Genomic DNA, 22387 nt, shown 5'->3' on the forward strand with positions numbered 1-22387 from the left:
TGAACCATTCGCACGGGTGGATCCACTCCCGGGGTTGCAGCGCGCCGCTCGCGACCTGTTGAAGCGCCGTGAAATCCTGCGAGATTTCCGTGCGCATAGGACATGATGGATGCGGTGGCGGCGCATCGATGGGACTGCACATATTGGCGGACGGAGGGACAGTCAACGCTGTGGGTAACATGCAACAGACTCCTCTGAAATGCACTCCTCAGATGTGAAGTGCGATGCGGATCGGGACCGGCTCGGCGAAAGGGCGGACGACACGAATATCACTCAGCCATTCCAGATCGATTTCCCGCGCAGTGACGGTCGGCGTGACGCCCTCGAAGATGGCGCCAAGGTGGTCGCGCATCAGGCCCAGCACCACGGCTGAATCGGGGTGGACGACGATGGCATTTGCCGGATCGAAAAAGTAGTGGGCGGCGGCGCCTTCACGGCCAATATGGCGGCCCAGCAATAGCGTTCGCGTGCCCGCCGTCACTTCGAAAGCGCGGGAGGTATCCTGCTGTCCTGCAAAGAGGGTGTCGAGCGTCCTGACGCCCGAATGGGGCGGCGACGGATCCAGGTATCGGATGTCGATTCGCCCCAATTGGCTCAGGTCCGTCACCAGCCAGGCGGACAACTCCGGAACCAGCCGCGCCTGCTGATTGAAGAGCATCACCATCGATTCCACCGAATATCGGTAGGGCGTGAGCGCACAGGCGCGTAGCAGACCCATGCGAATATTCCCCACATACATGCGCGGACTTTGTGTGACGCCGAGATAGGTGGCGCCCAGACGACGCGCCTCGTCGGCCATTGGGCTCAGCGCGACCGTCTCTGCGGCATCCACGGCGTTTTGCAGGCAGGCGATGCGTCCGGCGAGCTTGCCCAGCGCTTCGGGGTCGGATTGCGCAGGGTTCAGGAAGTCGAGCTTGAGCAAGCGCAATTGCCACGACAACGGCATGGTGGTTGCCGACGCGTCTACGGCCGTCACCGAGCGACGGGCGATGTCGAAGCCTGGAGTGCGGGCGTCGCGCAGTGTGGCGTAGCGCGAGCGAAATCCCTGATCGATGCGCCAGGCGGTATGGGGATCGTCGAGGACGGGAATGGCGGCGTCGGATTGCGAGACGACATGCCAGTTTCCCGAAGGCGACATGCGCATGAGTGGAGCCTCGGTATCGTCGACGTCCCACGATGCGTCCCGCGTCATACGGAAGAAGCCTGTCGACTCATCGAATGTGACATAGGCCCGGGTCTCGGCGTCGATAGCGGCATAGAATCGTGTACCCACCCGATGCAGCCCGGTAATCGACGCTTCGGCGGCGTCCGGTGCCTCCGAGATGAAGTACTTGTAGCGTGGGTCTCCGGTGATGAGAAGCTTGGCCCTGAAATTCGAAGCGGCCAGACCCTGCGCGCCGATGGCGGAAAAAATGGATTGCCACCCCTGCCGGAACAGGTCCTCGTCTTGGGTTGCTGCGCCGACACCGATGCCGAGCAGGCCGAAGCCGGCGTCCATCATGGAGTAGAGGTTGCTTACCGGGCGAGCAAATGGGAGAAACCACGTGCCCAAACCGAAAGCGATATCGACTTTCGAGAACATGTCCATGACGGCTAACAAGGGGCGTTCCATCGGGGGGGCGTCGGGGGGGGCGTCCGGTCGTTGTTGGCGTGCCTCGTACGCGGACGCCACGGCGGTGAACGTGTCCACGGATCGCGCATCGCTCACGCGCAGCGCCTCGAGCCTGACCGTCTCACGCCATGAGGCCGAGGCAGGGCGTCGCCCGACGAACGTGCTGGCGATGCGCTCGCGTGAGGTCTCGTCGCGCAGTTGTTCGCGAAACCAGGATGCCATTCGGTCGCGATCCTCGAAGCCATAGACACGCAAACCTTCGTCATAGGGCGCGATTAGCAGGCATGGAGCGCGCCCGGCGATGGAGACTCGCATCAGGCTCGTCGTTATGCCCCCGATGCTCAGCCATTCCCGCTCGACGTTCGGCTCGCCGATCTCACGTGCCAGTTCATCGCCATCGAAGCGAGCGAGCTCAATCGGCCCCGCGACTCGCGCCGCAATATGCACCTGATCGATGGGCATTTTGCGCTGCGAGCGCGATAGCCACACCTGCGCGATGAACTCCGACTTGAGTACCTTGCGCACATTGGCACGCGACGTTTCCCAGAACTGAGTGGTGGCGTCGTGCACCGTGCGGTGCAGCTCCGCTGCCCAGGTCTTGTCGATGACGTCGCTGGCCATTGTCGGCAACGCCCGAGACGAGCCCAAAGGGACCATCGTTCTGTACTGGCCACCGGCATCTCGTACAAGCAACGGCAACGTCCACCAGGGCGCCTCGAACGATGTCGAGCGCAATACGGCGTCGGTGAGCGTCAGGGCGTCGCGATGGGCCAGTTTGACGTAGATCTGATCGGGATCGTGCGGGTGAAAGCCTGCCAGTCCGAGTCGCTCCATGAGATATCGCCGCGTGATCTGCCTGATCTGCGGGACGGCCATCGACAGGTCGAATCGCAGCGTTTCCAGACGAGCAATTCTCCTGACATCGTCCAGCGAGATATCGATCGGACGCCCGGGCAGCGCAATGCCCGCGCGGGCACAGTCGTACCGAAAGGTCTGCAGTCCCTGTTCCATCGCCTGCGTGCTTGCACCCGTTAACCATCGGCCGTATTGCGCGATGCGCGGCGCAGTGTCGGGCCGTATTGCCTGGAGTGGGCCGTCTGCCTCGATGACGTCGAGGGTCGCCCGGGACGCGATTCGGAGCGGCAGATCAACGCTTGTTTCGCGCAACGTCACTAGGGCTACGCTTTTCGCGGCTTCGTCGCGCATCGGGATCGGCAGTCTTCTACTGAGCGTGGTGCGCAGGGCCAGCGTGTCGTCATCGATAGCGTCGAACAAGGCCTCGTACGACGCGTAAGCGCGCCATGCCGGTGCGTCGCCCTGGAGGTACAACAATGTGATGCCGTCTCCGGACGGCTCGCCGATAACGCACGTCCCGGCGGGGGCGGCGACATGATCCTGGCCGTCCTTGTGCGTCGTTAATTCGAGCCGGTGCGCCAGAAACGAGGGCTCCGATGGATCCTTCGAGCGCGTTGTGTTGGTGAGTGCGGCGTGCGCGAGATAAAACGCCTCATTCGAGAGCTGCCCGTTGATGTATGTCAGCGCCAGATCGCTGAGAGCCAGCGTGGTGACAGTGATGTCCGAGAGGTGGGACGTCGCGATGGTCTCGAATTCGGGAGGTGGCTGCCATGTCCGGGTGACTCGCTCGCGGCATGCGGCGTCCCATTGCGCGACGATGCTGTCGAACCGGTCTGCCGTCATGACGGCAGAAGTTTCGTACACCGCGCCGCGGCGGGTCTCCGGACTGATGTCGAAACTCTCCCCCCGCATCGCATGCCGGATGTTCAGTCGGCCATCTCGAATGCGCTGGGCACCGTCCTGGAGGGACCAGTGTGTCACCTGCTTGACGCGAGATTGCGCTGTCGGTGCGTGGCGTCTGAGCCTGAGATCGGTCAATTCGAAGCCGACGAACTCAGTGGCATTGGCAAATTGCCTGTGGAGCAATTCGGCCTCGCTCGGTGGGGGCGAAAACGTCAGCAATGGAGAAAATGCACCATAAAGCGCCTTGTGTGTCGCTGCGCGATGTCGCCAGAAATGCGCTGTATTGATCAGCCGTTGCAGTTCGGGGGACACGGACATGTCGGGGAGCGCCGATGGCAGCGCAAGGGGTTCGCTTCTCACGGGTTCCTGCGCAGACGTTGGAGGCAAGTCTGCGGCGGTCGTCGGGAGCATGAGCGGCGGGGGGAACAGGAGCCGATCCAGCGCATAGGGAAGATGCCTGATGACAGGGACGGCCATCTCCTTGACGAAGTGTTCGACGTGGCCGACGATGTGTTCCAAACGACCGAGGATGGGATGATGCGGTTGAGGCGGTTGCGTGGCACAAACGTCGGGTTCAAGCGTGCATGTCGGTCCTGTGGGACGTGCAACGTCGAGTTCGCGCGTCGGCGAGCGATATCGGGGCAGCGAGTGCGGCAAGTCGGGACGCACGGCATGGCAGACCGACGAGGCGTAGAGCATCCCGAGCGCGTATCCGGTTGCCCCGGCGCGGCCAAAATCCAATAGCGGCGCGTTGGTGGGCGGCGACGAGGTGCGCGTCATTGTCATCTGAACGCTGTCGTGTGACGCACGTACACCGCTGCCGAGTAACAGGAAGTCCTGCCATGCGTCGACAATCCACTGACGCCACTGGCAGAAGTGCCGGCGCCATGCACTGCCGTAACGGCATGTTTCCGGCAGTGAACCCTCCGAGCGCGCGACGGACCGTTCGAGATCGCGCAAGGCGGACGAGCCGAGGAGCGAATGGCAAACGTCTTCGACACTTTCCCACGGGGCGCGGCGCGCAAGTCGACCCGGCAAGGTTTCCAGAAGATAGGTCGTCAGCCAGGGACGCGTGTCGAACGAGCGCGCAAAGCGCTCGAGGAGTCCGTCGGTCAACGCCGCCAGATCGGCCCGGCAGACGCCTTCCTCTGCAAGCCGAAGCATGAAGCCGAGCGCCGGTTGTGCCTCCGGGGATTCGTCCAGAATTGCCCGGGCACCTGTCGCCAGCCCGTCGAAGCGGGTGACGCTCCTTAAGACGTTGGCATGCGCGGCGTCGACCATCGTGTGGTCCCGGGATGGAAGGACAACCGATGCGCCCGATGTGTCGGCGGCTCTTGAAAACATGCCAGGACTCCCGTCGAAAAGGGACTACCGTGCAGTGACATGGAACCGGCGCCAAGCGTGAGGGCTTGGGGGAGATCGACAAGGTCCACCGGTCGCGAGACATCAGTGTGGCGGCGCGGCACCTGCAACGACTTGCAGATTGCGTTCAAAGGCCCGAAGTCGGAAGCGGACGGAAATGGCCTGCGGGGGAGGCGAGGCGGAAAGGCGGGAAAGGGAGAAAGGGCAGGCCTGACGCTCAGGCGTGCGGTAGTTCGTTGGCGCAGTAAACGGCAAGCGCCTGAAGGACCGTATCGTCTTCGCCAACGGCGGCGCTCAGACGTAAGGTGACGCCGGGGTGAGCGCTGCGACAGGCGTCGGCGAGCACGGGGAGATCGCGCCGCACGTGACCGCCCTGGCCCAGAAACACCGGAACGACGGTAACGTCCCGACAGCCTTGCGACACGAGATCGGCGACGGCGTCGGCCAGATTCGGCGTCATCAGTTCGAGAAACGCGAGCCGGACGTCGGCGTTCGGGCGCTGCGCGATCAGCTTGTCGCGCAGACGCTCGAACGGTTCGGCCCAGCGCGGGTCGCGCGAGCCGTGAGCAAAGAGAACGACGCCCGGTTTGCTGTTCATCGACCGGGTCTCAGTGCTTGTCCACCCAGCGCAACGCCCCGATGGCGAGCACCAGATAGAGCAACGACGGTAAGGCCGCGGTGAACCACGCGGGCCACGTATTGAGCAGGCCCAGATGCGAGAACAGATTGTTGAGCAACTGGAAGCTCATGCCGAGCATGATGCCGCCGAACACTTTCAGACCGATGGCCCCGGCGCGAGCATGCAAGTAGGCGAACGGCAGGGCCAGCGCCATCATGACGAAGACGGCGAACGGATACAGCAGCTTTTGCCAGAGCGCGAGGTTGTAGCGATCGGTGTTCTGCTGGTTCTCCTTCAGGTGGCCGATGTACTTGTACAGGCTGCCGATCGCCATGTTGTCGGGCGAGACCATCAGCACGGACAGAATTTGCGGGGTCAGTTCCGAGCGCATCTGCACCGAATCGATGTGCACCTGCTTGCTCTGCACCAGTGCACGCAGCGGATCGTTATCGGCCGGGTTGTCGTTCACGGCGCTGAAGACCGTTTCCGACACGTTCGTGAGTTTCCAGAAGTTGGGCGCGGCAAACTCCCCCAGCTTGGCCAGCCGCACGCTGTCGAGGTGCAGCTTCGCGTCGAACTCGTAGATGCGAACGTCGGCAATGGTGTTATCCGGGTTGAGCGTGCCGACGTTGATGAAGCGGGTGATGCGGGTGCCGTCCTGATCGACGGTGTCCTTTACCCACACGCCGGACCGAAAGCCTGCCGAGACCGAACTGCCGAGGGCTTCGAGGCGGATCTTCTGCGCGAGCTGTTCGGCGCTCGGGGCGATGTACTCCCCGATGACGAACGTGATCAGCACAATCGGAAAACCGATCTTCAGCAGCGAGCGCAGTGCTTGTCCGGTGGACAGACCCGAGACGCGGAAGATCGTGAACTCCGAATTCCCGGCCAGTTGGGCGCACACGTAAATGGCCGCGATCAGGGACGCGACCGGAATGATTTCGTACATGCGCTGCGGCGCGAACAGCAGCACATAGGCCAGCGCGTGCTGGAAGCGGTAGCCGCCCCGGCCCACGTCGCCCAGTTCGCTCACCAGGTCGAAGAAGACGAACAGGCCAACGAACGCCAGCAAGACGAACAGGAACGCCAGATAAATCTGACGCGCGAAGTATTTCTCATAGACGCGCATCAGCGAGCCCCTCCCGATGCACGCACCGCGCCGGCACCGTTGTTGCGGCGCCGACCAAACAGCCCGCGAAAACGCACGCGTCGCACGTAAAGCAGCACGATGACGGCCAACGCAAGCGCATGCAGCAGCCACACGCCGATGGCCAGCGGCAGACGTTCCTGCGCGACCCATGCCTGCGACAGGCTCAACAGGTTCGTGTAGCCCAGATAGATCAGCACGGCCATGACGAGGTTGACGGTGCGCCCATGACGCGGGTTCTGATAGGCCAGCGGCACGGCGAGCAGCACGAGCGCCAGCGCGAGCATCGGCAAGCCCACGCGCCAGACGATTTCGCCGCGGAAGATCGGATTCTGGATTTCACGGAACAGCCGCGCAGTGGGCACGCCCTTGGTCGGCGTGTTGTCGGCGCTCGTGCTCGTCGGGTTGTCGATCTTCACGCCGTAGCGCTCGAACTCCATCACGCGGTAGTCGGGCTGACCCGGCATGCCGTCGTAGCGGCGGCCCTTTTCCAGCACGATATAGCGGTTGCCGTCCTTGGCCGTCTCGATGTGACCGTCTTTCGACACCACGACGTTTACCTTGCCGTTTTCCGTGCCTGAAACGAAGACGTTGTGAACTTTGGTGGCGTCCGGCGAGACCGTCTCGACGAAGAACACGCGATGGCTCGCAGCGCTCTCGCGGAACTGGCCCGGCGAGATCATGGAGACGTCGTCGCGCTGGGCGAAGCGGGCTTCGAGCAGGGAAATCTGCTGGTTGGCCCAGGGCCATGCGACCAGCGCACAAAAGGTGATGACGGCCAGATAGGGCGCGGCAAAGCGCAGCACCGGCTTGATAAAGTCGGTGATGGACAGTCCGGAGGCAAACCACACGACCATTTCGGAGTCGCGGTACCACCGGGTCAGGACGAACAGGATCGAGACGAAGAGCGTCACGATCAGAATGACGGCGAGGTAGCCGATGACGGCCAGACCGATGAGCACGAGAACGTCGCGCGGATCGGCTTTCCCGGACGCGGCGAAGCCCAGGATGCGGATCATCATCGTCGTTAGCATGACGGTGATCAGCACCATGAAGACGGCCCCGGCGGTGTAGTTCAGCTCGCGCTGCAGGGAACGCTGAAAAATCATGTGATGACGGTTGGGTGCTCTCGCGGTTGGGCGAGCGCGGAAAAAAGCGGATAATTGCGGCTCGTACGAATTTTACCCGAGGAAAGCGCGATGGACTTTAGCACAAAAGCCTTCGATTCGACCAAGGCGGGCCAAGCCGGTCTCGCCAATGCAAAGACCGAATGTCTGGTGGTTGGCGTGTTCGAGCAGCAGCCGCTCACAGGGCTGGCCAAGGCGCTCGACGCCGCGAGCAAGGGTTTGCTCGCCCGCATGGTCAAGCGTGGCGAAATCGACGGCAAGCTCGGCAGCACGCTGATGCTGCACGAAGTCGCCGGATGGAGCCCGGCACGTGTGCTGTTCGTCGGTCTGGGTCGCGAAGACCAGCTCTCGCAGAAGGGCTTCAACGAAGCCACGCGTGCTGCCGTGCGCGCCGTGCTCGCCTCGCGCGCCACGGACGCCCTCTGGACGCTGCCGCAAGCCAAGGTCGTGGGTCAGGATACCGCCTGGGCCGTGCGCGCCTCGGTGCTCGCCCTGCGCGAGGCGACCTATCGCTTCACGCGCATGAAGAGCAAGGTCGAACCCGCCAACACGGCGCTGCGCAAGGTCGTGTTCTCGGTCGCCCCGGACGATCTGAAGCCCGCCAAGCTGGCCGCCAGGCAGGGCGAGGCCATTGCCAACGGCATGGCGCTTACCAAGGACCTCGGCAACCTGCCGGGCAACGTGTGCACGCCGACCTATCTGGCCGATACCGCACGCAAGCTCGCACGCGAGTTCAAGCTCAAGTCGGAAATCCTCGGACCGAAGCAGATCGAGGCGCTCAAGATGGGGTCGTTCCTGTCGGTCGCCCGTGGCTCGGTCGAGCCGCCGCAGTTCATCGTTCTCAAGTATGAGGGCGGCAGCGCCAAGCAGGCCCCGATCGTACTGGTCGGCAAGGGCGTGACGTTCGACACGGGCGGCATCTCGCTCAAGCCGGGCGAAGGCATGGACGAGATGAAGTACGACATGTGTGGCGCGGGTTCCGTGCTCGGTACGATCCGCGCAGTCGCCGAGATGGGCCTCAAGCTCAACGTGATCGCTATCGTGCCCGCCACGGAGAATATGCCGAGCGGTCAGGCGACGAAGCCGGGCGACGTGGTCACCAGCATGTCAGGTCAGACCATCGAAGTGCTCAATACCGACGCCGAAGGCCGTCTGATTCTGTGCGATGCGCTCACCTACGCGGAGCGCTTCAACCCGGGGGCGGTGATCGACGTCGCCACGCTCACCGGCGCTTGCATTATTGCACTGGGTCATGTGAATTCGGGTCTCTTCTCGAAGAGCGACGCGCTCGCCGACGAACTGCTGGCCGCCGGCCGCACGACGGGCGACACGGCCTGGCGTCTGCCGGTCGAAGACGAGTATCAGGAGCAGCTCAAGTCGAACTTCGCCGACATGGCGAACATCGGCGGGCGTCCGGCCGGTAGCGTGACGGCAGCTTGCTTCCTGGCTCGATTCACCGAGAAGTACGAATGGGCGCACCTGGACATCGCCGGTACGGCCTGGAAGAGCGGCGCGGCGAAGGGGGCGACGGGGCGTCCGGTGCCGTTGCTCACGCAGTTCCTGCTTGATCGCGAAGCCCGGTGACCCGCGTCGACTTTCACACGCATGTGGCGGACCGGCTGGAATATGCGTGCCGGTTCGCGCGCAAGGTCTACGGGGCCGGGCAGACGCTCGTGGTCGTCGGTGAGCCCGACGTGCTGCGCGCGTTCGATCAGACCTTGTGGACGTTCTCGCCGCTGGAGTTCGTCCCGCATTGCTTCACCGCCGACCCGGTCGCGGCCCAGACGCCGGTCGTGCTGGCCGGACCCGATGAGCAAGCGCAGCACCATCAGGTTATGCTCAATCTGGCGAACCGCGTGCCCACGCACTTCGCGCGCTTCGAGCGGGTGGTGGAAATCATTGGCGACACGCCCGAGGACCTGTCCGGTGCGCGCGAACGTTATCGCTTCTACCGTGATCGTGGCTACACCCTGAACAACTACGACCAGCGAGGTTGACCGTGACGAACGAGCCCGAGCGCAACGACCCCGGCATTCCCACGCTGACCGAAGTGCTTGCTGAGGGCGAAGCTGTCCCTGAAGGGACGGCGGGTAGTGCGCAGGCTGGCGCCGCGGTGGCGGAGCTCGGTGTCCCGGCCGATGTCGCGGTGTTTGCCGAGCGTGTGAGCGCGCGGCTCACGCTGCAACTGGCCGACGAGATTACGACGATGGTGGAGAGGCGCTGTCACGACGCGTTGATCGATCAGACGTCGTGGCTGGTGCAACTGATCGGCAAGCAGGTGGCGGACGCCTTGCAGGCGCAACTGCCGGATCGTATCCGGCAGGCCGTCATCGAAGAGGTGGCGAAGCAGGTGCGCTCGCAGGGGTGATCGCAGGGGTGATCGCAGGGGGATCGACAAGGCAGTTGGCTCGGTCGGTCCGCGTTTCGATCACGGGCGAGACCCCGGCATCATCCCGAGAATCCAGCGTGCGAGGTCGTTTGCCTCGCCCGGTGCCAGTTGCAAGCCTGCGGGCATTGGAATCTTGCCCCACTTCCCCTGACTTCCGTCCGAGATGGAGCGCGTTAGTTCGTCCGTGGCACCCGGTTGCCCGGCGTAACGTTTTGCGATGTCGCGATAGGAAGGCGCGAGCAGCGTGCGGTCGGTGGCGTGGCACGTCATACAGTTGCGTGCCCGGGCCAGCTTCTCCATCGCGCGGTGATCGGGCGCATCGGCCTGCAGCGTGACGCTCGCACCCGACTGCGCATAGGCGGTGGCGGCGGCCATCAGCCACAGGCTCATCATCGTCCCGGCGCGTACACCGGCAAATCCCTTCATTCGATACTCCCCGACCGTGTTGACGGAATCCGATGCGAGGCTGCATGACGGCGACGTCTGTAGGCGACGACTTTGGGCAGATGCATCGACGCGTCATTATACGGTGGCAATCGCGCCATTCCGCGCGGCGCAACGACGCGTGAAAAACGGCACGCCCGCCGTGTCGCGAGACGTGCCGTTTCTTTGGGACGATGCATTCCGGCGCCAATTCGCCCCGCCGCTTCCCGTTCAGCGGAAGCGCGCGATGTGCGCGGATCAGCCCGTCGCGCCGCCCTTGTTTGCCGGTTGCGCCAGCGCAGCGTACTTGGCAAGCACGCCACGTGTGTAGCGTGGCGCAGGGGCTTTCCAAGCGGCGCGGCGTCTGGCGAGTTCATCTTCGGCCACGTTCAGCTGGAGTAGCAGTTTGTGCGCATCGATGGTGATCGAATCGCCTTCGTGCACGAGCGCAATGGTGCCGCCCACGAACGCCTCCGGTGCCACGTGGCCGACCACCATGCCCCAGGTGCCGCCCGAGAACCGGCCGTCGGTGATGAAGCCGACCGACTCGCCGAGCCCCTTGCCGATGATCGCCGAGGTCGGTGCCAGCATCTCCGGCATGCCCGGCCCGCCTTTCGGTCCGAGATAGCGCAGCACCAGAATGTCGCCCGCCTGAATCTTGTCGCTCAGGATCGCCTCCATGGCGCTCTGCTCGTCGTCGAACACGCGCGCCGGGCCGGTGATCACCGGGTTCTTCAGGCCGGTGATCTTGGCAACGGCGCCGTCTTCGGCCAGATTGCCCTTGAGAATCGCGAGGTGGCCCTCTTTATAAAGGGCGCGGTCGATGGGGAAGATCACTTGTTGATCGGCGCGCGGTACCGACGGCACGTCCTTCAGTTCTTCGGCAATGGTGCGCCCGGTGATCGTCATGCAGTCGCCATGCAGCAGGCCGGCGTCGAGCAGAATCTTGAGCACTTGCGGAATGCCGCCGGCCTTGTGCAGATCGGTCGCCACGTACTTGCCCGACGGCTTCAAATCGCAAATGACCGGCACGCGAGCACGAATGCGTTCGAAGTCCTCGATGCTCCACTCGACGTCCGCCGCATGGGCAATCGCCAGATAGTGCAGCACGGCATTGGTCGAGCCGCCCGTGGCCATGATCAGCGCAACGGCATTCTCAATGGATTTGCGCGTAATGATGTCGCGCGGCTTGAGGTCTTGCTTGACGGCCTCGATCAGCACCCGTGCCGATTCGGCTGCCGAGTCGACCTTCTCCTGATCGGGGTTGGCCATCGTCGAGGAGTAGAGCAACGACATGCCCAGCGCTTCGAACGACGAGCTCATCGTGTTGGCGGTGTACATGCCGCCACAGGAGCCGGTCGTCGGACAGGCGTTCTTTTCGATGCCCTTGAAATCGGCCTCGGTCATGCGCCCGGCGGTGAATTCGCCCACGGCTTCGAACGAGGAGACGATGGTGAGATCCTTGCCCTTCCAGTTGCCCGGCTTGATCGTTCCGCCGTAGACATAGATGCCCGGCACATTGATGCGTGCGAGCGCGATCATGCCGCCCGGCATGTTCTTGTCGCAGCCCCCGATGACGACCACGCCGTCCATCCACTGGCCCTGCACCGCCGTCTCGATACAGTCGGCAATGACTTCACGCGAGACGAGCGAATACTTCATGCCCTCCGTGCCCATCGACATGCCGTCGGAGATGGTCGGGGTGCCGAAGGTCTGGGGATTGGCCTGATGGGTTTTGATCGCTTGCACGGCAGCATCGGTCAGACGCTGCAACCCCGCGTTGCACGGGGTGATCGTCGAATGGCCGTTGGCCACGCCGATCATCGGATTGTCGAAATCTTCTTCCTTGTAGCCCAGCGCGTAGTACATCGAGCGGTTGGGCGAGCGTGCCACGCCTTGCGTGACGTTGCGCGAACGACGGTTGAATGTCATGACGTCTCTCTCCTGTGGGGATGCGCCACGCCACGAGCCGTCGCAGCGTCGCACATAGGCGTTGTTGTATCACGCTGTACTGACGGTGGCATCCCGCACGGGTACGGAACGCCACTTGATGCGATGTTGCTGTGCTACTGCGCGTGAGCGGGTGGGCTTTGTCCATCGAGGCCGCCGCCGCTCACGGTTCAACCGTTTACGCGACTAGCCACGCTTGCCCAGCTTCAGTTGCGACAGGTCGCGCACGGCGCCACGGTCGGCGGAAGTGGCGAGTGCTGCATAGGCTTGCAGGGCTTGCGAGACGACGCGCTCACGGCCGACCGGCTGCCATGCGTCGTCACCACGTGCTTCCATCGCGGCGCGACGGCGGGCGAGTTCTTCGTCCGACACGGCCAGATGCATCTTGCGCTGGGTGATGTCGATCTCGATCACGTCGCCGTCTTCCACCAGACCGATGGTGCCGCCTTCGGCCGCTTCCGGCGAGGCGTGGCCGATCACGAGACCCGACGAGCCGCCCGAGAAACGACCGTCCGTGAACAGGGCGCAAGTCTTGCCCAGGCCCTTGGACTTCAGGTACGACGTCGGGTACAGCATTTCCTGCATGCCCGGGCCGCCCTTCGGACCTTCGTAGCGAATCACGACCACGTCGCCCGCCTGCACCTTGTCGCCGAGAATCGCGTCCACGGCGTCGTCCTGGCTTTCGAACACGCGGGCGCGGCCGGTAAAGACCCACTGCGATTCGTCGACGCCAGCCGTCTTCACGATGCAGCCCTTGTCGGCGAGGTTGCCGTACAGCACGGCCAGACCGCCGTCCTTCGTGTAAGCGTGTTCCTTGTCGCGGATGCAGCCGACTTCGCGGTTCAGGTCGAGCGACGGGTACGTCGACGACTGGCTGAAGGCGATGGTCGTGGGCACGCCACCCGGGGCGGCGCTGTAGAACGTTTGCGCTTTGTCGTTGGCGCTGTTCGTCACGTCCCATTGCGCAATGGCGTTGCCGAGCGTGCCGCTGTGGACGTTGCCGCACGACGTGTCGAGAAGGCCGCCACGGGCGAGTTCGCCCAGAATGCCGATGATGCCGCCGGCACGGTGCACGTCTTCGATGTGGTACTTGTCGGTCGCCGGTGCGGCCTTGCACAGGCACGGCACGTTGCGCGAGATGCGGTCGATGTCGGCCATCTTGAAGTCGACGCCCGCTTCTTGTGCCGCGGCGAGCAAGTGCAGCACGGTGTTGGTCGAGCCGCCCATGGCGACGTCGAGCGTCATGGCGTTTTCGAACGCGGCCTTGGTGGCGATGTTGCGCGGCAGGACCGAGGCGTCTTCTTCCTGATAGTAGCGACGGCACAGATCGACCACGAGACGGCCAGCCTGCTCGAACAGCCCGCGACGCCAGGCGTGCGTGGCCACGATGGTGCCGTTACCCGGCAGCGCGAGGCCGATGGCTTCCGTCAGACAGTTCATCGAGTTCGCGGTGAACATGCCCGAGCACGAACCGCACGTCGGGCAGGCGCTGCGCTCGACTTCGGCGACTTCGGCGTCGCTGATCTTCGGGTCGGCGGCCTTGATCATGGCGTCGATCAGGTCGATCTTGGCGATGACCTGGCCGTCGCCCGACTTGACCTTGCCCGCTTCCATCGGGCCGCCCGAGACGAACACGACCGGAATGTTCAGGCGCATGGCGGCCATGAGCATGCCCGGGGTGATCTTGTCGCAGTTGGAGATGCAGACCATGGCGTCGGCGCAGTGCGCATTGACCATGTATTCCACGGAGTCGGCGATCAGTTCGCGCGACGGCAGCGAGTACAGCATGCCGCCGTGACCCATGGCGATGCCGTCGTCCACGGCGATGGTGTTGAATTCCTTGGCCACACCGCCCGCCGCTTCGATTTCCTTGGCGACGATGGCGCCCAGATCGCGCAGGTGCACGTGACCCGGCACGAACTGCGTGAAGGAGTTCACCACCGCGATGATCGGCTTGCCGAAATCGTTGTCGGTCATGCCGGTGGCGCGCCACAGGGCGCGGGCGCCGGCCATGTTACGGCCGTGCGTGGAGGTGCGGGAACGGTAATGAGGCATGGTCGTCTTCCGTGAAACTACAGCTTGTCGTATGAGGAGGACGTCAAGATTCGTCTTTCCTTGAATGCTTGTCAAATATATTATTTGACTTGAATTGAGTCGAAAAACATATCATGGACCTGCGTCAGTTTCGATACTTCGTCGCTGTGGCCGAAGAACGGCATTTCGGCCGTGCCGCCCAGCGGCTCTCGATGACCCAGCCACCGCTCTCGCAGCAGATCCGGGCGCTGGAGGCGTCGCTGGGTGCGCCGCTGTTTGTGCGCACCAACCGCTCCGTCGAGCTGACGGCAGTGGGGCGGCAACTGCTGCCGGAGGTGCGCCGCATTCTGGCCGATGCCGACGCGCTGCCCGCCCTCGCGCAAGGGCTGGCGCACGGCGAGGTCGGCACGCTCTCGCTGGGCTTCGTCTCGACGGCGGACTACGGCATCCTGCCTCCGCTCCTGCGCGAGTTCGGCGAGCGCTATCCGCGCGTGCGGCTGCAATTGCTCGAAGCCACCAGCGACGTGCAGGTCGAGGCGCTGATGGACGGGCGTATCGACGCCGGTCTCTTCATTCCGCCGGTGCCCGCGCGCTACGCCAACGAACTGTCGTATCTGCCTATCGTGCGCGAACCGCTGATGCTGGCGCTGCCTGCGGGACGTCACAGCGATATAGGCCCTGAGGACGATGCGCCACCGGCGGGCAGTCACGGTCAACCCGGTGCGCCGGTGAGTCTCGTGGATTTCGCCGACGAGCCGCTCGTCATCTTCCCTCGCCGCGTGGCCCCGGCGTTCTACGACATCATCATGGGATGCTACGCCGCGCTCGGCCTCACGCCGCGCGTGGGACAGGAGGCGATCCAGATGCAGACGATCGTCAGTCTGGTGTCGGCGGGTATGGGCGTGGCGCTGGTGCCGCAATCGCTTTGCCACTTGCGACGCACGGGGGTGACCTACCGGGCGCTGCGCGAGACGAGTGCGCTAATCGAGACCGGACTGCTGTGGCGCACAGCCGAGGTTACACCCGTACTCGAAGGGTTTCTCGAGACGGCGCGCGGCGTGGCGCATACCCCGCCGGGTGCGACGCTCTCGAGTTGAGCCGGTCTTGCGGAGTGGTCGGACCGCGGAAGTGGTGCATGCGGGCACGCGCAAGCACCTGCGCGCGCGTTCGCATGTCGCGCTGCCGTGTGCTCGTGGTATCGTGCTGCCCATCCCGTGGCTTGCCGGTGGGTGGTTTCACCGACCGGCACAGCGCATGGCGCTAACACGGAAACGGAGGAGACGGCAGCCGTTTTGCGAAGGCAGTCCCCGCGCCCCCTGGCGGAACTTTTGTTCACGAATCGATTCTTCTGATCCATGCTGATTCATCCTCAATTCGACCCGGTCGCGATTCATCTCGGCCCGCTCGCTATCCGCTGGTACGGCCTGATGTATCTGGTCGGCTTCATTCTCTTCCTGCTGGTGGGACGCTTGCGCGTGCGCCAGCCGTCCATCGCGGCGCAAGGCTGGAAGGCGCAGGATCTCGACGACATGCTGTTTTACGGTGTGCTCGGCGTGATTTTCGGCGGACGTCTGGGCTACGTGATCTTCTACAAGCTGTCGTTCTATCTCGCCAATCCGCTCGACATTTTCAAGGTGTGGGAAGGCGGCATGTCATTCCACGGCGGCTTCCTCGGGGTGTTGGTGGCGATGTGGCTGTTCACGCGCCGTCGCGGACACTCGCTGCTCGAAGGCACGGATCTCATCGCACCGATGATCCCGCTGGGGCTGGCTGCCGGGCGTCTGGGCAACTTCATCAACGGTGAGTTGTGGGGCCGGGTGACGTCGCCCGATTCGCGCTTCGCGATGCTGTTCCCGCAAGCGGCAGCGGAAGATGCGCAATGGATGTTCGCGCATCCGCAGGCCATGGCCGATCATGCGCTGGCAATGGTGTTCGCGCAGTTCCACGGTCTGCCGCGTTACCCGTCGCAGTTGTTCGAATTTGCGCTTGAGGGCGTGGCGCTGTTCCTGCTGCTGTGGTTCTTTGCGCGGCGTGCGCGTCCGGTGGGCGCGGTGTCGGGCATGTTCCTCGTGGGCTATGGCCTGTTCCGCTTCCTCGCCGAATTCACGCGCGAACCTGACGCTTTCCTCGGCTTGCTGTCGTTTGGTCTGTCGATGGGCCAGTGGCTGTCGCTGCCGATGATCGTCGCTGGCGTGATCATGTTGGTGTGGTCGTATCGTCGCACGCAGGTGACGTCGGCGGCGTGACGACGTGAGCGGGTGAGGGTGTGAGGGTGTGAGGGTGTGAGGGTGTGAGGGCGCAACGCCCTCAGCCCGCCTTGCGCGAGAGCGCATGCAACGACGCCATCAGGTCCGCAAAGCGCTCGCCTTGCACCGTGACGTGGCCGCGCAGATGCTCCGACGCGGCGTCCGCGTCGCCTGCCTCGATGGCACGAAAAACGGCGTCGTGTTCCGAGAACGACTGATGCGGCCGGTCGCGCACGCGCAGTTGCAAGCGGCGGTACACGCGCAAACGCCGGTGGAGTTGCAGCGCCGTCTCCTGAAGATAGGCGTTGTGACTCGCCTGATAGATGAGCGCGTGGAATTGCGCGTTGACTTCGTAATACGTGTCGATGTCGCGCGCCTCGGCCGCCGCCCGGCTGGCTTCGTGCGTCTGCCGTAGCTCGGCCAGTTCGTCTTCGGTAATGCGGCGCGCCGCCAGCCGTCCGCACATCGACTCCAGCTCCGCCATCACCTCGAACATCTCGCACAGCCGCTGCGGGTCGATTTGTGCGACGACCGCGCCCCGGCGCGGCCGGATCTCGATCACGCCTGACGACGCCAACTGAATCAGCGCTTCACGCAACGGCGTGCGCGACACACCGAACGCAGTGGCCAGTTCGACCTCGTCGAGTCGCATGCCGGGCGGGTATTCGCCCACCGCAATCTTTTCCTCGATGGCCTGTCGTAGCGCTTCCGATCGCTTCGGTTTTACGGTCATGACGCTCTCGCTCGGTCGGGTTTCGACCCCGTGATACGGGGTCGTATGGGGTTCATGGCTGCCAAAGTAACGCGCGAATTCCCCCTTGAAGATCGGGGTAAACGCCAAAAGTGTATTTTTTAACGGGTCGATTTGTATACACCATGACGGTTTAACTATACGATTTCATTCCGAGAGCGGCAACTCGCGCACTCGAAACTTCAAAAACAAAGCAGTCATCCGTACATGCAGTGCCGGCGTTTCCGGCGGTGCACCCGGCGTCCGTCTTCGGTGGTTGGCGAGGCGGGCTTCGGGCGATGTCACGCACCGGACTTCGCAGGTTCATCGCTGACAAAAGTGACAGGAGACGCCATGGAGACAACCCCTTCCCCGCTGCGGCGGCAACTCATGCTCGGTGCCGCATCGGCGCTGGTCACCGGTGGTCTGGCCAGCCCTTGGGGCGGCGCTTTCGCGCAAACCGGCCCACTCAAGATTTCCCATCAATTCCCCGGCGGCACGCTGACCGAAGGCGATTTTCGCGATCGTTTGTGCCGCAAGTTCGCTCAGGAAGTCGAAAAGCGTACCAACGGCGCACTGAAGTTCCAGGTCTATCCGGGCAGTTCGCTCATGAAGACCAACGCCCAGTTCTCGGCCTTGCGTCGCGGGGCGCTCGACCTCTCGCTCTATCCGCTGCCGTACGCGGGCGGCGAAGTTCGGGAACTGAACATCGGACTGATGCCGGGGCTTGTGACCTCGTACGCGCAGGGCAACGCCTGGCGTAACGGCGAGATCGGCAAGGTGCTGACCGACGTGCTCGCCGCGAAGGACATCGTGATCGTGAGCTGGGTCTGGCAGGCAGGGGGCGTGGCCAGCCGGTCCAAACCGCTTGTCGCGCCTGAGGACGCCAAGGGCCTGAAGGTGCGCGGCGGCAGCCGCGAGATGGACATGATGCTCAAGGAAGCGGGGGCTGCGGTCATCTCCCTGCCGTCGAACGAGCTGTACGCGGCCATGCAGACCGGCGCCATGGATGCGGCGATGACGTCCTCCACCAGCCTGATGTCGTTTCGTCTGGAAGAAGTCTCGAAGCATCTGACCACCGGCCGCAACAAGTCGTACTGGTTCATGCTGGAACCGCTGCTCATGTCGAAGCAGGTCTTCGACAAGCTGCCCAAGGATCAGCAGCAGGTCATTCTGCAAGTCGGGGCCGATCTGGAGGCGTTCGGCACGGAAGCGGCGAAAGCCGACGATGCGCAGATCGCGAGCGTCTACACGAAGGCCGGTGCGAAGGTCTATGACCTCGACGAGGCGACCGTGATGAAGTGGCGCGACATTGCCCGGCGCACCGCGTGGAAGGATTACGCGAGCAAGTCGGATACGTGCGCGAAGCTGCTCGCGCTGGCCGAGAAGGTGCCTGCATGAGCGGGGCCGTCGCGAGCGCGGAGCCGACGGTCGCCCGTTCGCGCGCGTTGCGGCGGCTCGACGCCCTCTTGCAGGGCGTGAGCCGCCTGCTCATGGTCGTATGCATGTTCGCGCTCGTGGGGGCCGCGCTGGTGCTCAGTTACAGCGTGTTCGCGCGGCACGTGCTCAAGCTCGCGACCGACTGGCAGGACGAGGCCGCCGTGTTCCTGCTGGTCGGCGCGACCTTCGTGTCGGCCGCACACGTCCAGCATCTGCGCGGGCACATCGGCATCGAAGCGATCACGACACTGCTCTCTGCCCGCGTGAATCGCGTGCGACGCTGGTTCGTCGACATTCTGACTTTCCTGTTCTGCGCGTTCTTCGCGTGGAAGTCATGGACGCTCTTCTGGGAAGCGTACGTCGACGGCCAGACCAGCAGTTCGACATGGGGGCCGCCGCTGGCGATTCCCTACGGCCTGATGGCGTTCGGCATGACGTTGCTCACGGTTCAGTTGCTGCTGCAAGTGGCTATCGGGGCGTGTGAGATGAGAGGCACCACGCAGCACGGCACGGGAGGGCACGCATGAGCGAGCTCACGATCGGATTCCTCTATGGCGGCGCAACGCTCGTCGTCATGTTTTCGGGGATGCCCATCGCGTTCGCACTGGGGGCTGTCGCGGTGGCGTTCATGTTCGGCTTCATGCCTGCATCGTCGCTCGATACGGTGACGCAAAACGTCTACGAGGAGATGGCGAGCATCACGCTGCTGTCGATTCCGTTGTTCATCCTGAAGGGCGCGGCCATCGGCAAGTCGCGCGCGGGGCAGGATCTCTACCTGGCGCTGCACGCGTGGATGCGACGCATTCCGGGCGGGCTCGGCATCGCCAACGTGTTCGCCTGCGGGTTGTTTGCCGCCATGGCCGGGTCGAGTCCGGCGACGTGTTCCGCCATCGGCAGCGCCGGGATTCCGGAGATGCGTCAGCGCGGTTACTCGCCGGGGTTTGCGGCGGGCATCATCGCGGCGGGCGGCACGCTGGGTATCCTGCTGCCGCCATCGATCACGATGATCCTCTACGCCGTGGCCGCCGAGCAGTCGCTCGGACGTCTGTTCCTCGCGGGCATCGTGCCTGCGCTGCTGCTCGTGGGGCTGTTCTCGTGCTACGCGGCATGGCGCTATCGAAAGGAGTACGCCAACGCGCAGTTGGCGCTGGCGCGCGACGGCACGCCGTCGCCGTTTCCGAGCGAGCCGCCTGCCACGATGCGCGAGAAGCTTGCGCTGCTGCCGCGCGTGTTGCCGTTCGTCACGTTGCTCATCGGCGTGATGGCGGCGCTCTACGGTGGGTACGCAACGCCCTCGGAGACAGCCGGGTTGGGCGGGCTCCTGGCGCTCGCGCTCATTGCCGTGATCTACCGGATGTGGACGCCGCGTCAGCTCGCGCCGATTCTCACGGGGACGTTGCGCGAGTCGACCATGCTCATGTTCATCATCGGCATGTCGCTGCTCTACTCGTACGTGATGAGCTATCTGCACATCAGCCAGTCGGCCGCGCAATGGATCGTAGGGCTGCATCTGTCGCGCTGGGTGCTGCTCGCCGCCATTCTGTCGATGGTGGTCGTGCTGGGGTTCTTTCTGCCACCGGTGAGCATCATCCTGATGACCGCGCCGATCATTCTGCCGCCGCTGCGCGCGGCGGGCTTCGATCTGGTGTGGTTCGGGGTGGTCATGACGATCGTCATGGAGCTGGGGTTGATTCACCCGCCGGTCGGTCTCAACATATTTGTGATCAAGAACACCGCGCCCGATATCGCACTGCGCGACATCGTCTGGGGTGTGATGCCTTTCGTCGTGTTAATGGTGGTGGCTGTCGTGCTCATTTGTCTGATGCCGGGTCTGTCGTTGTGGCTGCCGGACTGGCTGATGGGATGACGTGATATCGCGTGATATGGCGGTCGCCGAAGCGAGCCCCCGCCTTGAGAGGAAACCATGAAGGATGAGCCGATCATGTCCGCAATGTCCGTTCCTGTAGCGCTGACTTCGTCGATGGCGGCGGCGCCTTCGTCGCCCTCGTCGCCCTCGCTGGCTTCGTCCTCCGCGCCCGGTCGCGGCGCGTCGGAGAGCGTGTCGGACGTGAGCGCACCGGTGCCGTCGCCCAGGCCGACGCTCGGGGAGCGGCTCGGGCAGTGGTTCGGACGCGGCAAGTCCGGCGGGCAGGGTGGTGCGCCGAAAGACGGCAAGGACGGCAAGGGCGACGGCAAGATCGTTGCCGCACCGCTGTCGGCGCGAGCGGAAAACGCGTTGCGCCGACAGTTGGCGCAGTGCTTTTCGGCGCGTCTGACGGATTCTTCCGCCAACGAAGCGGCGCGCGAGTTCATGGCGCGCTATGGCGCGGCGTCTGCCGAAGAGCAACTGGCGTTGCTCACAGTCGTGGCCGACATCTGCGCGAGCGATGGCGAAGTTGGGGGCGACGGCAAGGGCGCAGTCAAGGACACAGGCAAGGACGCAAGTAAAGACGCTGCCAAGGATGCGGCTAAGGACGCCCGTCGCGCCGCCAGCACGGCGACCGGTCTCGCCGGGGCACTGGGGAGCGCGCGCGTGCGGTTCCTCAAGCGCTTTAACGCGCTGCCGGACGGTCTGCCGTTCCTCGTCAACTGGCGCGCCGACATGCTGCGTCATCGCGCCGCGCTGCCCGGACTGGCGGCGCTCGAAGACGACCTGGGCAGCCTGTTCTCGACCTGGTTCGACGTCGGTCTGCTGGAACTGCATCCGATCACGTGGGATTCGCCCGCGTCGCTACTCGAAAAGCTCATGCGCTACGAGGCCGTGCACGAGATTTCGTCGTGGGCCGATCTGCGCAACCGGCTCGATTCCGACCGCCGCTGCTACGCGTTCTTCCATCCCCGTATGTCGCGCGAGCCGTTGATCTTCGTCGAGGTGGCATTCGTGCCGGAGATGGCCGCCGACGTTCATTCGCTGCTCGACGAAAAAGCGCCGCTCGAAGACCTGCGACGCGTGCGATGGGCCATCTTCTACTCGATCTCGAACACCCAGCCGGGTCTGCGCGGCGTGAGCTTCGGCAACTTCCTGCTCAAGCGCGTGATCGACGAGTTGCGCCTCGATTTCCCTAAGTTGCGCAATTTCGCAACGCTCTCGCCGATTCCCGGCTTCAACGACTGGCTGCGACAACTGTCGGCGCAAGCGCTTGCCGAGGCCCTCGGGCCGAAGCGTGCGAAGTTGCTTGCGCAGGAGCCGTCGCTGGCGACGCAGGCGTCCGGGGCGCAAATGATGGCGTGGTTGCAAGCGTCTCCCGATCGCAAGAGCGGGCGGGCGTTGCAGCGCGCGCTGGGCGAAGCGCTGGCGGCGTACTACCTCGCTCGCGAGACCGTGCGCGGACAGCCGCGAGACCCCGTCGCGCGGTTCCATCTCGGCAATGGCGCGCGCGTGGAGCGTATCAACTGGCATGCCGATCTCTCGAAGAAGGGCGCGAAGCAGTCGTGCGGGATGATGGTGAATTATCTGTACGAGCCCGATGAACTCGACGCGAATCTGCAACGGCTCATCGACGGCGAGCCTGCGCTGGGGCGCGCGGTGTCGCGTCTTCTGTGACGACGA

17 protein-coding genes are annotated in these 22387 nt (G+C 64.1%); 9 read left to right on the forward strand and 8 right to left on the reverse strand.

The window, feature by feature from the left end; all coding sequences use genetic code 11:
- Window positions 1-208 precede the first annotated feature (208 nt).
- The 4 genes from MB84_RS06000 to lptF all read right to left on the reverse strand — a co-directional run bounded on the left by MB84_RS06000 (window position 209) and on the right by lptF (window position 7607).
- Entirely contained in the window at window positions 209-4714 is a 4506-nt protein-coding gene (locus MB84_RS06000; protein ID WP_157122646.1) for a dermonecrotic toxin domain-containing protein, read from the reverse strand.
- 235 nt (window positions 4715-4949) lie between these two features.
- A complete protein-coding gene (locus tag MB84_RS06005; RefSeq protein WP_046291113.1) occupies window positions 4950-5330 on the reverse strand; it encodes a sirohydrochlorin chelatase in 381 nt (126 codons plus the stop codon).
- Between the two features lie 10 nt (window positions 5331-5340).
- Window positions 5341-6480, reverse strand: coding sequence for an LPS export ABC transporter permease LptG (gene lptG / locus MB84_RS06010; protein WP_046291114.1), 1140 nt, complete (start codon window positions 6478-6480; stop codon window positions 5341-5343).
- Window positions 6480-7607, reverse strand: coding sequence for an LPS export ABC transporter permease LptF (gene lptF / locus MB84_RS06015; RefSeq protein ID WP_046291115.1), 1128 nt, complete (start codon window positions 7605-7607; stop codon window positions 6480-6482). Before lptF ends, lptG begins: the two co-directional genes overlap by 1 nt.
- A 90-nt stretch (window positions 7608-7697) precedes the next feature.
- On the opposite strand from lptF, the gene MB84_RS06020 reads away from it, so the two are divergent.
- From MB84_RS06020 to MB84_RS06030, 3 genes are read left to right on the forward strand one after another with little or no spacing between them, the layout of a single operon-like run.
- A complete protein-coding gene (locus MB84_RS06020; RefSeq protein ID WP_046291116.1) occupies window positions 7698-9209 on the forward strand; it encodes a leucyl aminopeptidase in 1512 nt (503 codons plus the stop codon).
- A complete protein-coding gene (locus MB84_RS06025; RefSeq protein ID WP_046291117.1) occupies window positions 9206-9622 on the forward strand; it encodes a DNA polymerase III subunit chi in 417 nt (138 codons plus the stop codon). The genes MB84_RS06020 and MB84_RS06025 overlap by 4 nt, the downstream gene beginning before the upstream one ends.
- A 2-nt stretch (window positions 9623-9624) precedes the next feature.
- Window positions 9625-9993, forward strand: a complete 369-nt coding sequence (locus MB84_RS06030; RefSeq protein WP_065225758.1) for a DUF2486 family protein — start codon at window positions 9625-9627, stop codon at window positions 9991-9993.
- Window positions 9994-10053: 60 nt separating this feature from the next.
- On the opposite strand, the gene MB84_RS06035 is transcribed toward MB84_RS06030, so the two are convergent.
- The 3 genes from MB84_RS06035 to ilvD (MB84_RS06045) form a co-directional block, all read right to left on the reverse strand.
- The gene (locus tag MB84_RS06035; protein ID WP_052653009.1) at window positions 10054-10440 is read right to left on the reverse strand and encodes a c-type cytochrome; all 387 of its coding nucleotides are present in this window, start codon (window positions 10438-10440) and stop codon (window positions 10054-10056) included.
- A gap of 255 nt (window positions 10441-10695) precedes the next feature.
- Entirely contained in the window at window positions 10696-12369 is a 1674-nt protein-coding gene (gene ilvD / locus MB84_RS06040; protein ID WP_046291118.1) for a dihydroxy-acid dehydratase, read from the reverse strand.
- Window positions 12370-12573: 204 nt separating this feature from the next.
- Complete coding sequence (ilvD, locus tag MB84_RS06045; RefSeq protein ID WP_046291119.1) at window positions 12574-14442, reverse strand: dihydroxy-acid dehydratase; 1869 nt, start codon at window positions 14440-14442, stop codon at window positions 12574-12576.
- A gap of 113 nt (window positions 14443-14555) precedes the next feature.
- Between ilvD (MB84_RS06045) and MB84_RS06050 the strand changes: the two genes are divergently transcribed.
- Window positions 14556-15518 (forward strand): LysR family transcriptional regulator, encoded by a 963-nt coding sequence (locus MB84_RS06050; protein WP_046291120.1) that lies wholly within the window; start codon window positions 14556-14558, stop codon window positions 15516-15518.
- 258 nt (window positions 15519-15776) lie between these two features.
- Complete coding sequence (gene lgt / locus MB84_RS06055) at window positions 15777-16667, forward strand: prolipoprotein diacylglyceryl transferase (RefSeq protein ID WP_046291121.1); 891 nt, start codon at window positions 15777-15779, stop codon at window positions 16665-16667.
- 61 nt (window positions 16668-16728) lie between these two features.
- On the opposite strand, the gene MB84_RS06060 is transcribed toward lgt, so the two are convergent.
- Window positions 16729-17400, reverse strand: a complete 672-nt coding sequence (locus MB84_RS06060; RefSeq protein ID WP_046293470.1) for a GntR family transcriptional regulator — start codon at window positions 17398-17400, stop codon at window positions 16729-16731.
- 351 nt (window positions 17401-17751) lie between these two features.
- Here MB84_RS06060 and dctP point away from each other — a divergent pair, with 351 nt between their 5' ends.
- The 4 genes from dctP to MB84_RS06080 all read left to right on the forward strand — a co-directional run bounded on the left by dctP (window position 17752) and on the right by MB84_RS06080 (window position 22381).
- Entirely contained in the window at window positions 17752-18798 is a 1047-nt protein-coding gene (dctP, locus tag MB84_RS06065) for a TRAP transporter substrate-binding protein DctP (protein ID WP_046291122.1), read from the forward strand.
- Window positions 18795-19364 (forward strand): TRAP transporter small permease, encoded by a 570-nt coding sequence (locus MB84_RS06070; protein ID WP_046291123.1) that lies wholly within the window; start codon window positions 18795-18797, stop codon window positions 19362-19364. The genes dctP and MB84_RS06070 overlap by 4 nt, the downstream gene beginning before the upstream one ends.
- Window positions 19361-20704, forward strand: a complete 1344-nt coding sequence (locus MB84_RS06075) for a TRAP transporter large permease (RefSeq protein WP_046291124.1) — start codon at window positions 19361-19363, stop codon at window positions 20702-20704. Before MB84_RS06070 ends, MB84_RS06075 begins: the two co-directional genes overlap by 4 nt.
- Window positions 20705-20779: 75 nt before the next feature.
- On the forward strand, window positions 20780-22381 hold the full coding sequence (locus MB84_RS06080) for a malonyl-CoA decarboxylase domain-containing protein (RefSeq protein WP_245725492.1): 1602 nt from the start codon (window positions 20780-20782) through the stop codon (window positions 22379-22381).
- The last annotated feature ends 6 nt before the right edge of the window (window positions 22382-22387 follow it).

Origin of the sequence: Pandoraea oxalativorans (assembly GCF_000972785.3) — a bacterium.
Taxonomy (GTDB): domain Bacteria; phylum Pseudomonadota; class Gammaproteobacteria; order Burkholderiales; family Burkholderiaceae; genus Pandoraea; species Pandoraea oxalativorans.